This window comes from Streptomyces sp. NPDC058469 (assembly GCF_042721125.1).
Classification (GTDB): Bacteria; Actinomycetota; Actinomycetes; order Streptomycetales; family Streptomycetaceae; genus Streptomyces.
Window position 1 is genome coordinate 1 of the sequence record NZ_JBHXME010000121.1, and the last position, 14385, is coordinate 14385.

The following is a 14385-nucleotide window of genomic DNA, read 5'->3' on the forward strand; positions in this document are numbered from 1 at the left end:
TCCGTGACCGCCTTTACCGATGAGAACGTCCCGGGCCGCTTCGGCCCCTCCGCCACCACCGAGGCCGCCCCGCGCGAGGTCGGCAAGGTACGTACCGAGTACTCCCCCGCGCACGACGGCGACCCCGACCCCGGTGAGATCGTCTGGACCTGGGTGCCGTTCGAGGAGAACGACGGCCGGGGCAAGGACCGCCCGGTCCTCGTCGTGGCCCGTGAGCCCGGCGGGACACTGCTCGCCGTCCAGCTGTCCAGCAAGCGCCACGACGCCGACCGCGAGTGGGTGGCGATCGGCAACGGCCCGTGGGACAAGTCGGGCCGCGACTCGTGGGTCGACGTGGACCGCGTCCTGCGCCTGCACGAGGACGGCATGCGCCGGGAGGCGTGCGCGATCGACCAGATGCGCTTCAACCTCGTCCGGCACCGGCTGCACGAGCGCTACGGCTGGACCTGAGCGGCCTCCACCTGAGATGAAACACGGCTAGCTCTGGAGCTGACGCTCCGGAAAGGCTCGTACGAAGGCGTCCCGGACCGTGGCACCCGGCGTGCGGTCCAGGACGCCGAACACCACGTGCTCGAAGGCCGCGGCGAACCGTCCGCCCGGCCCGAGCAGCGTGTGGAAGGCGCCCGCGACCTGCGCCGGGTCGTTCCGGAAGACCCCGCAGCCCCAGGCGCCCAGGACGAGTCGCCGGTAGCCGTGCGCGACAGCCGTCTCCAGCACCCGCTCCGCCCTTACGGCGATGGCGTGCGGCAGCTCGGCCGCGCGCTCCGGTGCCGTGCGCAGCACCACCCCGGCGTTCGGCGCGGCGGCGGTCAGGAAACCGGCGGTGTACGGCTCGTCCAGGAGCCGGCCCTTGTCGTCGCGGAAGACGGGGACGGCCGGTGAGTGGATGACCCGGTCCGTGTAGAACGGGTCGCGGTGGGCGCGGTGATGGTCGTAGAAACCGCGGGCCTGAAGCAGGCACGTGTACAGCGCGGAGGCGCGGCACAGGGCCTCCTCCTGGGCCTGCGCGCCGTTCAGGAAACCGCCGCCCGGGTTGCGGGCGGAGGCGAAGTTCAGGACGGCCACCGGGCCGGTCAGTCGGCGCGCGGCCTCCAGGCTGCTCTCGCCGGTGACCTCGAAGAGCGTCTCCACGGGCGGGAACGGTGGTGTCCGCACCGGTTCCGGTCCGTACAGGCGCGTACCCGCGCGGGCCGCCTCGGTCTGTGCGGCTATGGACACCTCGCGCCCGTCCGCCGTGCGGTAGCCCCCGGCCGCCACGATCTGTTCGGTCTGCTGCGCGATACCGCGCAGGCGCGCGCTCATGGCACAACCCCCGTGTGCGCCATGACCGCGCGCCCCGCGATCTCCCCCGTCGTGCTCATACAGGCATCGTGAGCGATGCTGGTCGTGCGGTGCAACAGGATTTCCGGGCCCCGGAAACGTCCGGAGAACCAGAGATTACGGATCCCGAACGTGCCGATACTCACCCTTGTGCGAAGCGGCGCGAGGGTCTTGGGTGGGACGAGTGTGCCGGCCCGGACCCTTCCGACACCTGGCCGGTGGCATGGTGGAATCTCAGGAGGATCCCGACATGTCCGAAACGGCAAGTGACTGTAGCGACTGTACGGAGCCCCGTACCGCGGTCACCGAACCCGAGGTGGAGGCCCTGGTCAAGGGCATCTGCTTCAAGACCGGTCCGCCCCGCACCCTCGGGGTCGAAGTGGAATGGCTCGTCCACGAGCTGCGCGTGCCGCAGCTCACCGTGACACCCGAACGACTCGACGCGGCCTACGCCGCGTTGAAGACCGTGCCTCTGAGGTCGGCGCTCACCGTCGAGCCCGGCGGCCAGCTGGAACTCAGCTCGTCGCCCGCCGCCTCCCTGATGGAGTGCATCGGTTCCGTCTCCGAAGATCTCGACGCCGTCCGCGCGGTGCTGCGCGGCGACGGCCTGGGACTGGTCGGCGTCGGCCATGATCCCTGGCACCCGCCGCGCCGGTTCCTGCACGAGCCGCGCTACGACGCGATGGAGCGCTGCCTCGACCGCACCGGCATCGCGGGCCGCCGCATGATGTGCTCCTCGGCGTCCGTGCAGGTGTGCCTGGACGCCGGATACGAGGAGCCCGGTCCGCTCGGCCTCGGGCGGCGCTGGTGGCTGGCGCACCAGCTGGGCGCGGTCCTGGTGGCCGCGTTCGCCAACTCCCCGCTGGTCGGCCACAGCCCCACCGGCTGGCGCTCCACCCGGCAGCTGATCTGGATGGAGATCGGCCCCGGCCGTGCGGGCGGGCCCCCGCTGGACGCGGCCCCGCGCGACGCCTGGACCGATCACGTCCTGGACTCGCCGGTGATGTGCATACGGCAGGACAGCGGCCCGTGGGAGGTGCCCGAGGGGCTGACCTTCCGGGAGTGGATCAGGTCGGGGGCGCCCAGGCCGCCGACCCGTGAGGACCTCGACTACCACATCTCGACGCTGTTCCCGCCGGTCAGGCCGCGCGGCCATCTCGAACTGCGCATGATCGACGCGCAGCCCGGGGACGACGGCTGGATCGTGCCGCTGGCCGTGACGACGGCGCTGTTCGACGACCCCGAGGCCGCCGAGACCGCGTACCGGGCGGTGAAGCCGCTGGCCGAACGGTCTCAGGGGCTGCCCGCGCCGCACAACCCGCTGTGGATCGACGCGGCCCGCCACGGCCTGTCCGACCCGGAGCTGCACGAGGTGGCCCTCGTGTGCTTCGCGGCGGCACTGGAGGCGCTGCCCCGGCTGGGCGCCACCGCCGGGGTCACGGACGCCGTCCGCGCGTACTTCGACCGCTATGTCGTCCGGGGCCGCTGCCCCGCCGACGATCTGCTCGACCGCGTGCGCGGCACGGACAGCCGCCCGCACGGGAAGGACATCCGCACATGACCGACGCCGACACCGCCGCTGACACCTTTGCTGACATCGATATCGAGGCGCTCAGGCAACGGGCGCTGACCACCCTGACCACGGCCCGGGACCGCACCACGCTCCTGACGAGCTGCGTGGACGAGCCCGAACTCACCGCCCAGCACTCGCCGTTGATGTCCCCGCTGGTCTGGGACCTCGCACACATCGGCAACCAGGAGGAGTTGTGGCTGCTGCGGGCCGTCGGCGGCCGGGACGCGATGCGGCCCGACATCGACGGCCTCTACGACGCGTTCGAGCACCCGCGCTCCGAACGCCCCTCGCTGCCGCTGCTGCCGCCCGAGGAGGCCCGGCGGTACGCGGCCGAGGTGCGGGGCCGGGTGACGGACGTGCTGGAGGGCGCCGCCTTCCGCGGGACGCGGCTGACCGAGATGGGCTTCGCCTTCGGGATGGTCGCCCAGCACGAACAGCAGCACGACGAAACGATGCTGATCACCCATCAGCTCCGCAAGGGCCCGCAGGCGTTGACCGCCCCGGACCCGGAACCGGTCCCGCTGTTCACCGGGCCACCCGAAGTCCTCGTCCCCGGCGGCCCGTTCACGATGGGCACCTCCACCGAGCCGTGGGCCCTGGACAACGAACGGCCCGCGCACCGGCGGGAGGTGGCGCCGTTCTACATCGACACGACCCCGGTGACGAACGGCGCGTATCTGGCGTTCATCGAGGACGGCGGCTACGACGACCCGCGCTGGTGGACGAAGGAGGGCTGGGCGCACATCCGCCGTAACTCCGTTACGGCGCCGCTGTTCTGGCGCCGGGAGGCGGGCCAGTGGCTGCGGCGCCGGTTCGGCGTCACGGAGGCCGTACCGCCCGACGAGCCGGTGGTGCACGTGTGCTGGTACGAGGCCGACGCCTACGCCCGCTGGGCCGGACGCCGGCTGCCCACCGAGGCGGAGTGGGAGAAGGCGGCCCGCCACGACCCGACGGCCGACCGCTCGACGCGCTACCCGTGGGGCGACGCCGACCCGGCACCCGAGCATGCCAACCTCGGCCAACGGCACCTGCGCCCGGCCCCCGCCGGCAGCTATCCGGCGGGCGAATCACCGCTGGGCGTACGGCAGTTGATCGGTGACGTGTGGGAGTGGACGTCGAGCGACTTCCTGCCGTACCCGGGGTTCAGGGCGTTCCCGTACAAGGAGTACTCCGAGGTGTTCTTCGGCCCGGAGTGCAAGGTGCTGCGGGGTGGTTCGTTCGCCGTGGACGAGGTGGCCTGCCGGGGCACGTTCCGCAACTGGGACTATCCGATCCGGCGGCAGATCTTCTCGGGCTTCCGCACCGCCCGCTCGGGGGCCGTCTGATGTGCCGCCATCTGGCGTACCTGGGGCCCGAGGAGCCGCTCGGCCGGCTCCTCGTGGACCCGGCGCACAGCCTCTACCGCCAGTCCTGGGAGCCCCGGCGGCAGCGGCACGGGACGGTCAACGCCGATGGTTTCGGGGTCGGTTGGTATGCCGAGGGCGACCCGGTGCCTGGCCGCTACCGGCGGGCCGCGCCCATCTGGGGCGACCAGTCCTTCGCCGACCTGGCACGCGTGGTCCGCTCGGGCGCGCTGCTGGCCGCCGTACGGGACGCGACGTTCGCGGGTGCGGACGGGGAGGCCGCGGCGGCGCCGTTCGCCGCGGGCCCCTGGCTGTTCAGCCACAACGGCGCCGTCACCGGCTGGCCCCGCACCCTCGCGGCGCTCGCCCAACGCCTGCCGCCGGTGGACCTGTTGTCGCTTGAGGCCCGCTGCGACTCGGCGCTCGTCTGGGCGCTGGTCCTGAGCCGGCTGCGGGCCGGTGACGAGGAGGGCCAGGCACTGGCCGACACCGTGACGGAGGTCGCCCATGCGGCCCCCGGCTCCCGCCTCAATCTCCTTCTCGCCAACGGCGAGACGATCGCTGCCACGGCCTGGGGCGACACCCTCTGGTACCTCTCGGAGCCCGGCCGCCGCACGGTCGTGGCCTCCGAGCCCTACGACGACGACCAGCACTGGCAGGAGGTCCCCGACCACACCTTGCTCACCGCGAACCGCACCGAGGTCCTTCTCACCCCCCTCAAAGACCTCGCACCATCGAAGGAGCCCCGTACGTGAGCCCGTTCCTTCTCACCCGCACCCTGCCCGAGGACGCCACCGACGCGGCCCTGCGCGCCGATGTCCTGGAGGGCCTCACCAGCACCCCGAAGACACTCCCGCCGAAGTGGTTCTACGACGCCCACGGCAGCGAACTCTTCGAGCGGATCACCGAGTTGCCCGAGTACTACCCCACGCGTGCCGAGCGGGAGATCCTCGTCGACCGGGCCGGCGAGATCGCCGCCGCGACCGGCGCCCGCACGCTCGTCGAGCTGGGCTCCGGCTCCTCGGACAAGACGCGCCACCTGCTCGACGCGTTCACCGGCCTGGCCGTGTACGTCCCGGTCGACGTCAGCGAGAGCGCGCTCACCCAGGCAGGCCACGCCCTCATCGAGGAACGGCCGGGTCTCGACGTGCACGCCCTGATCGCCGACTTCACCGGCGACCTCACCCTGCCGGAGACACCGGGCCCGCGCCTGCTGGCGTTCCTCGGCGGCACGATCGGCAACCTGCTCCCGGCGGAACGCGCCACGTTCTTCGCACGCCTCCGTTCGCTCCTCTCCCCCGGCGACGCGCTGCTGCTCGGCACGGACCTGGTCAAGGACGAGGAGGTCCTGGTCAGGGCGTACGACGACGCGGCCGGGGTGACGGCCGCGTTCAACAAGAACGTCCTGACCGTCGTCGACCGCGAGCTCGGCGCCGACTTCGACGCCGACGCCTTCGACCACGTCGCCCTCTGGGACAGCGACAACGAGTGGATCGAGATGCGGCTGCGGTCCCGCACGGATCAGACCGTGAAGATCCCCGCCCTCGATCTCGCCGTCGACTTCACGGCCGGCGAGGAACTCCGCACCGAGATCTCCGCGAAGTTCCGCAAGGAGGGCGTGCGGTCCGAACTGGCGGCAACCGGGCTGGAGTTGACCCACTGGTGGACCGACCAGGAGGGACGCTTCGCGCTGTCACTGAGCGTGGTGCGCTGACGACGGGTGACGGGCCGTCTCGCGCACCGGCTCGCCTTGGGGCACCGTGGAGTGACGCGTGACGCGCCCGTCACGGCCGAGAGGAGTACCCGCATGTCCAACCACACGTACCGGGTCACCGAGATCGTCGGCACCTCTCACGAGGGCATCGACCAGGCCATCCGCAACGGCGTCGCCCGCGCCGCGCAGACCCTGCGCAGCCTGGACTGGTTCGAGGTGACCCAGGTCAGGGGCCAGATCGAGAACGGGCAGGTCGAGCACTTCCAGGTCGGCCTGAAGGTCGGCTTCCGCATCGAGGACGAGGACTGACAGCCGTGGACAAGGACCGACGGCCGTAGCGCACAGGCCTCTCAGGTCCGGCCCTCCCCCTCCTGTGCCGCCTCCAGCGCGGCGGAGGGGGCGGTCCAGCGGGCCCGTACGACCCTGAACCCGGCCCGTTCGGCGTCGTCGCAGACCAACTCGTCGTCGTCCACGAGGACCCGGATCTCGCGGTCGCGGGCGAGGCGCTTGAGGATCTCCAGTTTGGTGCGCCGGGCGGGCCTGCGGTCGTCGTTGCGCCGCATGAAGACCCGCCCGTCGGGCAGCCCCTGCGCGGCGAGCCAGGCGAGCGTGTCGCGTCGGCAGCGCTCGGGCCGCCCGGTCAGATACACGACCTCGCACTCCTCGGCACACTCCAGCGCGAGCGCGACGCCCTCCGCCAGCGGCGGATCCTGCGGCGCGGCGCCGAAGAAGCCGTCCCAGTCGCGCGGCTTGTGCTCCAGGAACCGCTGCCGGTGCGCCGTGTCGGCGAGGGTGTTGTCGAGGTCGAACACGGCGAGCGGGCGCTTGTTGTCAGCAGTCACCCGCCCACCCTAGACAGCGGGACCCGCCACCCCGGCAACGGCCCGCGAGAGCCCTGGCCTCATGCTTCTTGCATGTCTGCCGCCACTCCCGCTCCCCGTACGTTCCTCGTCGGCGCCGCCCGCGAGCGACCCTGCACCCTGGTCGTATGCCGGGGCTGCTGCTGCGGCGACCCGCGCAAACACCCCGGCACCGACCACGCCTGGCAGCTGGAACGACTGCGGTCCGGCGCGGCCGAGCACGGTTTCGCCGTCCGTACGACGGACTGCCTGGGCCCCTGCGACCAGGCCAACGTGATCGTGGTCCAGCCGTCGGCCGCGGGGCGGCGGGCCGGCGGGCGGCCGACCTGGGTCGGCTTCGCGATGGACGACGACTGCATGGAGGAAATACTGGAGTGGGCAGCTGCTGGCGGGCCGGGGGTCGCCGCGCCGCCCGTCACGCTGGAGCTGCAGTTCATCGCCCCGCCCCGGGACGCACGCGTCCGGTCCCGGCGGTGAGGTATCGAGGCCTGACCGCTGCGGGAATGCCGGGGCCTCCCCGACGTTGGAACTGACGTGAGTTCCGTGATCGCCTCGACCCCCTTCTCCGTCCTCGACCGGTCCCGCACCCGCGAGGGACACCCACCCGCCGAGGCGCTGCGCGACACCGTGCGGTTCGCGCGGGAGGCCGAGGAGCTGGGCTATCACCGCTTCTGGGTGTCGGAGCACCACGGCGTGCCCGGGGTCGCCGGTTCTGCGCCGACCGTGCTGGCCGCCGCCGTCGCCTCGGCCACCCGGAGCATCCGGGTCGGCACGGGCGGGGTGATGCTGCCCAATCACCAACCCCTGATCGTGGCCGAGCAGTTCGGGGTCCTGGAGTCGCTCTTCCCGGGCCGGATCGACATGGGACTCGGCCGCTCGGTCGGCTTCACCGACGGGGTGCGCAAGGCGCTGGGCCGCGACAAGGACGACGCCGACGATTTCGCCGTACAACTCGACGAACTTCTCGACTGGTTCCGCGGCACCTCGCCCACCGGCGCGCACGCGCGGCCCTCCGAGGGCCTGAGCGTGCCGCCGTTCGTGCTCGCGATGGGCGAGGGCGCCGGCATCGCGGCCCGCGCGGGCCTGCCGATGGTGATCGGCGACCTCCGCAACCGCGAGAAGATGCGGCGCGGCATCGACCACTACCGGGCCCGCTTCCGCCCCTCCCCCTGGGCCGCGAACCCGTACGTCGTCATCTCCGGCACGATCGCCGTGGCCGCCACCCCCGAAGCGGCCCGCCGACTGCTCGTCCCGGAGGCCTGGTCGATGGCGTACTCGCGCACCCACGGCACCTTCCCGCCGCTGCCACCCGCCGAACGCGTGGAGCAACTGCCCATGACCGACAAGGAGTTCGGCTTCTACGAGTCCGGGCTCACCGGACAGCTCGCGGGCACCGAGGAACAGGTGGCCCACGAGCTGAAGACGGTGCTGAAGGAGACGGCGGCCGACGAGGTCCTCGTCACCACCAGCACCTACGACCGCGAAGCCCTGCTGGACTCCTACCGGCGGCTCGCCTCGCTCATGGGGTGAGCACCATCCGGAAGCGCGCGGCGCCGGACAGCATCCGCTCATAGGCCTCGCCGGCCTCGTCCAGGGGCACGGTCTCGACCATCGGGCGGATGCCGTGCAGGGCGCTGAAGGCCAGGGTGTCCTGCACGTCCTGCGCGGTGCCGGACGGATGGCCCCGAACCACCTTGGCGCTCATGAGCAGTTGGAGCGGGCTGATCCCCAAGGGCGCGGTGTCCGCCCCGATGACGACCAGTTCGCCGCGGTGCCGCAGCCCCTCCACGGTCGCCGTGGCGGCGTCGGCGTTGCCCGCCGTGGCCAGCACGACCTTGGCGCCGCCGAGGGCCTGCAGCGCCTCCGCGACCTCGGTGTCCGCCGTGCTGTCGACGTAGTGGTGCGCGCCCAACTGCTTGGCGAAGTCGGCCTTTTCGGCGCCTCGGGCGATCGCCACGGTCTCGAATCCCATGGCGACCGCGTACTGCACGCCCAGGTGGCCGAGGCCGCCGAGTCCGAGTACGGCCACCAGGTCGCCCGGCCCCGCGGAACTGCGCCGCAGCCCGTTGAACGTGGTCACGCCCGCGCAGCCCATCGGCGCGGCGACGCTCGCCGAGAGGCCCTCGGGGATCCGGGCGAGCGCGTCGACCGGCGCGACGGTCATCTCCGCGAAGCCTCCGTCGTACGCCCAGCCGGGCACCTTCAGGTTCTCGCAGACGATGAAGTCGCCCTGCCTGCACGGCGTGCAGTGGCCGCAGCTGCCGCCGAACCAGCCGACGGCCACTCGGTCGCCGACCCGCCAGCCGCTGTCCGAGGCGCCCTCGCCGAGCGCGTCGATGTGCCCGGCGATCTCGTGCCCGGTGACCAGCGGGAACCGTACGCCCGGCACTCCGGCGTTCACGAAGAAGGTGTCGCTGTGGCAGATCCCGCAGGCTTCCACGGCGATCCGCACATGGCCCGGTCCCGGCTCCGGCACGTCCCGCTCGACGATGGTGAACTCGCCGCCGGCCGCGCCCACTTGCGCGACTCGATAACTGCTCATACCTGTCTCCCAGAGGGGTGCGAATGCGGACCGGCTAGTGCGCGGCCGCCTGGCTTGCCCTGATCTCGATCGTGCCGTCACTCGCGTCGACCCGGGCCTGGTCGCCCGCGTTCAGTGCTCCGGCGAGCAGCATGTCGGCGAGCCGGTCGTCGACCTCGCGCTGGATGGTGCGGCGCAACGGGCGGGCGCCGAAGTCGGGTTGGTAACCGAGGTTCGCGAGCAGGTCCGCCGCCGCGTCGGTGACCTCCAGGGTGACGTCCTGGGCGTGCAGCCTGCGCCGGGTGTGTTCCAGCAACAGGTCGACGATGTCGCGCAGTTGGGCGCGTTCCAGGCCGCGGAAGACGATGATCTCGTCGATGCGGTTGAGGAACTCGGGGCGGAAGTGCTGGTTCAGGACCGGCATCACCGTGTCGCGGACCTTGGCGTAGTCGTCGACGCCCGCCGCGAGGATGCGGTCGGCGCCGATGTTCGACGTCATGATCACGACGGTGTTCTTGAAGTCGACCGTGCGGCCCTGCGAGTCGGTGAGCCGCCCGTCGTCGAGGAGTTGCAGCAGTGTGTTGAAGACGTCGGGGTGCGCCTTCTCCACCTCGTCGAGCAGCAGCACGGCGTACGGCTGCCTGCGGACGGCCTCGGTGAGCTGGCCGGCCTCGTCGTGGCCGACGTATCCGGGAGGTGCGCCGACCAGGCGGGAGACGGTGTGGCGCTCCTGGAACTCGCTCATGTCGAGGCGGATCATGCGGCTCTCGTCGCCGAAGAGTGCGGCGGCGAGCGCGCGGGCCAGTTCGGTCTTGCCGACGCCGGTGGGGCCGAGGAAGAGGAAGCTGCCGATGGGCCGGTTCGGGTCGCTCATGCCGGCCCGGGCGCGGCGTACGGCACGGGCCACGGCGGTGATGGCCTCGTCCTGGCCGACGACGCGCTCGTGGAGGTGCTCCTCCAGCTTCATCAGCCGGGCGCGTTCCTCCTCGGTGAGCTGGGCGACGGGGATGCCGGTGGTGCGGGAGACGACCTCGGCGATGTCCTCGGCGGTGACCTTGGGCGCCTGCTCCTCGGCGGAGCCGCCCGCTTTCAGCTCGGCCTCGGTGTCCTTGATCCGGTCGCGGATCTCCTTGGCCCGCTCGTACTCCTCGTCGGCGACGGCCTGGTCCTTCTCGCGGTTCAGGGCGGCGAGCCGGTCCTCGACCTCGCGGGTGTCGGAGAGCGGGGTCTTGGCGCGCAGCCGTACGCGTGCCGCGGCCTGGTCCATCAGGTCGATGGCCTTGTCGGGCAGGAAGCGGGCGGTGATGTACCGGTCGGAGAGTTCGGCCGCCGCGACGACGGCCTCGTCGGTGATACGGACCTGGTGGTGGGCCTCGTAGCGGTCGCGCAGGCCGCGCAGGATCTCGATGGTGTCGTCGACGGTCGGTTCGCCGATCAGGATGGGCGCGAAGCGGCGCTCCAGCGCGGAGTCCTTCTCGATGTACTTGCGGTACTCGTCGACGGTGGTGGCACCGATGAGGTGCAACTGCCCGCGGGCCAGGGCGGGTTTGAGCATGTTGCCCGCGTCCAGGGCGCCGTCACCACCGCCGCCCGCGCCGACGACGGTGTGCAACTCGTCGAGGAACAGCACCAGTTCGTCGCCGTGCTCGCTCACCTCGTCGAGGAGCTTCTTCAGCCGCTCCTCGAACTCGCCGCGGTACTTGGTGCCGGCGACCATCCCGGCCAGGTCCAGCGAGACGAGCCGCTTGCCCGCCAGGGTCTTCGGCACGTCACCGGCGACGATGCGCTGGGCGATGCCCTCGACGACGGCGGTCTTGCCGACACCGGGGTCGCCGATGAGGACGGGGTTGTTCTTGCTGCGCCGGGACAGCACCTCGATGGTCTGCTCGACCTCGTCGTCCCGCCCGATCACCGGGTCGAGCCGCCCGGCGCGGGCGTCCTCGGTGAGGTCGCGCCCGTACTCGTCGACGGTGGGCGTGCTGCTGGGCCGCTTGCGTTCGGGCTCGGAACCTGAGGGCACCCGGTCGCCCTCCCAGCCACTGCCCGCGAGGGCCTGTCCGGCGGCCGACTCGGGGTTGGCGGCCAGCGCCCGCAGCAGATGCTCGGGGCCGATGTACGAGGAGTCCTCGGCGCGGGAGATCCGGTACGCGTCGAGCAGGGCCCGCTTGGCCGCCGGGGTGAGCGTGCTGGGTTCGGTCTTCGGGGCGCCGTCCGCGCCTGAGGACACCCGTTCCCGGATCCGGTCGGGGTCCGCGCCCGCCTCGGCGAGCAGCCGTCGGGTCGACTCCTGCTCGGTGGCGGCGGCCAGCAGATGCCGGGCGTCGAGCTGCTCGCTGCCCTCCACGGCGGCGATGTCCCGCGCCTGGGCCACCAGCTCACGGGCCCGTTCGGAGAGCAGGCTGCCGATGTCGACGCGCTGGGCCCGGCGTGACGGTGACGCGGGGCCCGAACCGCCGAAATACCGGGACATCAGCTCGTCGAATTCCTCGAAGGGGCTGCGTCCGAAACCGAATCCGGGAGTGCTCATGACCACGGGCCTTCCGTGCGGCGACTGTGCGGCGACTGGCATCCGTGCCTTCCAACGTGGCACAGCGCAGACGCCCCCGCACCCCCGCAGGTCACCGGGCGGCACCCGGCCTGGTCGCATAGACTCGCCGGGTCATGCACAGCCCCCGCACCCCTCACCTCCCCGACTCCTACGTCCGTGTCCGCGGCGCCCGCGAGCACAATCTCCAGGGCGTCGACGTCGACATCCCGCGGGACGTGTTGACCGTGTTCACAGGCGTCTCCGGCTCCGGAAAGTCGTCCCTCGCCTTCGGCACGATCTACGCGGAGGCCCAGCGCCGCTACTTCGAGTCGGTGGCGCCGTACGCCCGCAGACTGATCCACCAGGTAGGCGCGCCGAAGGTCGGCGAGATCACCGGCCTCCCCCCGGCGGTCTCCCTCCAGCAGCGCCGCTCGACCCCCACCTCCCGCTCCTCGGTGGGCACGGTCACCAACCTCTCGAACTCCCTCCGGATGCTGTTCTCCCGCGCCGGCGACTACCCGCCCGGCGCCGCACGCCTCGACTCCGACGCCTTCTCCCCCAACACGGCGGCGGGCGCGTGCCCGGAGTGCCACGGCCTCGGCCGGGTCCACCGGACGACCGAGGAGTCCCTCGTCCCCGACCCCTCACTGTCGATCCGCGAGGGCGCGATCGCCGCGTGGCCGGGCGCCTGGCAGGGCAAGAACCTGCGCGACATCCTCGACACGCTCGGCCACGACGTGGACCGCCCGTGGCGCGAACTCCCCGCCGACGAGCGGGAGTGGATCCTGTTCACGGACGAGCAGCCGGTAGTGACCGTGCACCCCATCCGGGACGCGGACCGCATCCAACGCCCGTACCAGGGCACGTACATGAGCGCCCGCCGCTACGTCATGAAGACCTTCTCGGACACGAAGAGCCCGACCCTACGGGCCAAGGCGGAACGCTTCCTGACCAGCACCCCGTGCCCGGTCTGCGGAGGCAGCCGACTGCGCGCCGAGTCCCTGGCGGTGACCGTCGCGGGCCGCACGATCGCCGACCTGGCCGCACTACCGCTGGCGGAGTTGACCGGCACGCTCAACGGAACGTCGGAGGCGGCCCGCGTCCTCACCGAGGACCTCGACTCCCGCATCGCACCGATCCTCGAACTGGGCCTCGGCTACCTGAGCCTGGACCGCGCGACCCCCACCCTCTCGGCGGGCGAACTCCAACGACTGCGCCTGGCAACCCAGTTGAGGTCCGGCCTCTTCGGCGTCGTCTACGTCCTCGACGAACCGTCCGCCGGTCTGCACCCCGTGGACACGAGGGCCCTGCTCACGGTCCTGGACCGGCTCAAGTCGGCGGGCAACTCGGCGTTCGTGGTGGAGCACCACCTGGACGTGATGCGCGGCGCCGACTGGCTGGTGGACGTGGGCCCGCAGGCCGGCGAGCACGGCGGACGGGTACTGTACAGCGGACCCGTGGCCGGACTGGCGGCGGTGAAGGAGTCGGCGACGGCCCGCTTCCTCTTCGACCGCTCCCCCACTCCCGCCCGCGAAGTCCGTTCACCACGAGGCGAGTTGAAGGTGGGCCCGGTAACACGGCACAACCTGCGCGACGTGACGGCCGATTTCCCCCTCGGCGTCTTCACCGCGGTGACCGGCGTCTCGGGCTCCGGCAAGTCCACGCTCATCGGCGAGATCACCGAGGAACTGCCGGGCGTGGGACGCCTGGTGTCGGTCGACCAGAAACCGATCGGCCGCACCCCACGCTCGAACCTGGCGACCTACACCGGCCTCTTCGACGTCGTCCGCAAGGTCTTCGCGGCCACCGACGAGGCACGCCAACGGGGTTACGGCGTAGGCCGGTTCTCCTTCAACGTGGCGGGCGGACGCTGCGAGACCTGCCAGGGCGAGGGCTTCGTCAGCGTGGAACTGCTCTTCCTCCCCAGCACCTACGCGCCGTGCCCCGACTGCGGCGGGGCCCGCTACAACCCCGAGACACTCCAAGTGACGTACCGGGGACGGAACATCGCGCAGGTCCTCGACCTGACGGTGGAGAGCGCGGCGGCCTTCTTCGCGGACACGGACACCCCGGCCGTGTCCCGCAGCCTGACCGCACTGCTGGACGTAGGCCTCGGCTACCTGCACCTGGGCCAGCCCGCCACCGAACTGTCCGGCGGCGAGGCCCAACGCATCAAGCTGGCCAGCGAGTTGCAGCGCGGCCGACGCGGCCACACCCTCTACCTCCTCGACGAACCGACCACCGGCCTCCACCCGGCCGACGTAGAGGTACTGCTGCGCCAGCTCCACGGCCTCGTCGACGTCGGCCACACCGTGGTGGTGGTCGAACACGACATGGCCGTGGTGGCGGGCGCGGACTGGGTGATCGACATGGGCCCAGGCGGAGGAGAGGAGGGTGGCCGGATCGTGGCGGCGGGCCCGCCGAGGAATGTGGCGCAGGTGAGCGGAAGCGCGACGGCACCCTATCTGGCAAGCGCGCTCGCGTGAACTCCCTATCTTTTAGGGGCGCGGGGAACTGCGCGACCAGC

Annotated in this window: 13 protein-coding genes; 9 read left to right on the plus strand and 4 right to left on the minus strand. The window is 71.9% G+C overall.

The features are described 5' to 3' along the window. Positions 1 to 3: 3 nt before the first annotated feature. Positions 4 to 450 carry a type II toxin-antitoxin system PemK/MazF family toxin gene (locus ACFWP5_RS37210; protein WP_384167196.1) on the plus strand — a complete coding sequence of 149 codons (447 nt, stop codon included), beginning with the start codon at positions 4 to 6 and terminating at the stop codon, positions 448 to 450. 27 nt (positions 451 to 477) lie between these two features. Here the strand turns inward: ACFWP5_RS37210 and ACFWP5_RS37215 are convergent, their stop codons facing one another. Continuing rightward, the gene (locus tag ACFWP5_RS37215) at positions 478 to 1302 is read right to left on the minus strand and encodes a TIGR02452 family protein (protein ID WP_384167118.1); all 825 of its coding nucleotides are present in this window, start codon (positions 1300 to 1302) and stop codon (positions 478 to 480) included. A 268-nt stretch (positions 1303 to 1570) separates the two neighbouring features. Here ACFWP5_RS37215 and egtA point away from each other — a divergent pair, with 268 nt between their 5' ends. The 5 genes from egtA (at position 1571) to ACFWP5_RS37240 (ending at position 6259) form a co-directional block, all read left to right on the plus strand. After that, on the plus strand, positions 1571 to 2881 hold the full coding sequence (gene egtA / locus ACFWP5_RS37220) for an ergothioneine biosynthesis glutamate--cysteine ligase EgtA (RefSeq protein WP_384167121.1): 1311 nt from the start codon (positions 1571 to 1573) through the stop codon (positions 2879 to 2881). Then, positions 2878 to 4218: an ergothioneine biosynthesis protein EgtB gene (gene egtB, locus ACFWP5_RS37225; protein WP_384167124.1), complete on the plus strand. Its 1341-nt coding sequence runs from the start codon at positions 2878 to 2880 to the stop codon at positions 4216 to 4218. Before egtA ends, egtB begins: the two co-directional genes overlap by 4 nt. Beyond that, positions 4218 to 4991, plus strand: coding sequence for an ergothioneine biosynthesis protein EgtC (gene egtC / locus ACFWP5_RS37230; RefSeq protein WP_384167127.1), 774 nt, complete (start codon positions 4218 to 4220; stop codon positions 4989 to 4991). Before egtB ends, egtC begins: the two co-directional genes overlap by 1 nt. Then, positions 4988 to 5950 carry an L-histidine N(alpha)-methyltransferase gene (gene egtD / locus ACFWP5_RS37235; RefSeq protein WP_384167130.1) on the plus strand — a complete coding sequence of 321 codons (963 nt, stop codon included), beginning with the start codon at positions 4988 to 4990 and terminating at the stop codon, positions 5948 to 5950. Before egtC ends, egtD begins: the two co-directional genes overlap by 4 nt. 93 nt (positions 5951 to 6043) lie before the next feature. Beyond that, a complete protein-coding gene (locus ACFWP5_RS37240; RefSeq protein ID WP_266777659.1) occupies positions 6044 to 6259 on the plus strand; it encodes a dodecin in 216 nt (71 codons plus the stop codon). A gap of 41 nt (positions 6260 to 6300) precedes the next feature. Here the strand turns inward: ACFWP5_RS37240 and ACFWP5_RS37245 are convergent, their stop codons facing one another. Next, complete coding sequence (locus ACFWP5_RS37245; RefSeq protein ID WP_384167133.1) at positions 6301 to 6792, minus strand: hypothetical protein; 492 nt, start codon at positions 6790 to 6792, stop codon at positions 6301 to 6303. Positions 6793 to 6864: 72 nt separating this feature from the next. On the opposite strand from ACFWP5_RS37245, the gene ACFWP5_RS37250 reads away from it, so the two are divergent. Together ACFWP5_RS37250 and ACFWP5_RS37255 are read left to right on the plus strand one after the other, a co-directional pair. Next, a complete protein-coding gene (locus tag ACFWP5_RS37250; RefSeq protein WP_384167136.1) occupies positions 6865 to 7287 on the plus strand; it encodes a (2Fe-2S) ferredoxin domain-containing protein in 423 nt (140 codons plus the stop codon). 57 nt (positions 7288 to 7344) lie between these two features. Beyond that, positions 7345 to 8340, plus strand: coding sequence for an LLM class flavin-dependent oxidoreductase (locus ACFWP5_RS37255; protein WP_384167138.1), 996 nt, complete (start codon positions 7345 to 7347; stop codon positions 8338 to 8340). Here the strand turns inward: ACFWP5_RS37255 and ACFWP5_RS37260 are convergent. Together ACFWP5_RS37260 and ACFWP5_RS37265 are read right to left on the minus strand one after the other, a co-directional pair. Further along, positions 8330 to 9352, minus strand: a complete 1023-nt coding sequence (locus ACFWP5_RS37260) for an alcohol dehydrogenase (protein ID WP_384167141.1) — start codon at positions 9350 to 9352, stop codon at positions 8330 to 8332. The two genes, ACFWP5_RS37255 and ACFWP5_RS37260, sit on opposite strands and share 11 nt — an antisense overlap. Before the next feature lie 34 nt (positions 9353 to 9386). After that, positions 9387 to 11858, minus strand: coding sequence for an ATP-dependent Clp protease ATP-binding subunit (locus ACFWP5_RS37265; RefSeq protein ID WP_384167144.1), 2472 nt, complete (start codon positions 11856 to 11858; stop codon positions 9387 to 9389). Between the two features lie 134 nt (positions 11859 to 11992). Between ACFWP5_RS37265 and ACFWP5_RS37270 the strand changes: the two genes are divergently transcribed. Then, a complete protein-coding gene (locus ACFWP5_RS37270) occupies positions 11993 to 14344 on the plus strand; it encodes an ATP-binding cassette domain-containing protein (protein ID WP_384167147.1) in 2352 nt (783 codons plus the stop codon). Positions 14345 to 14385 lie beyond the last annotated feature (41 nt).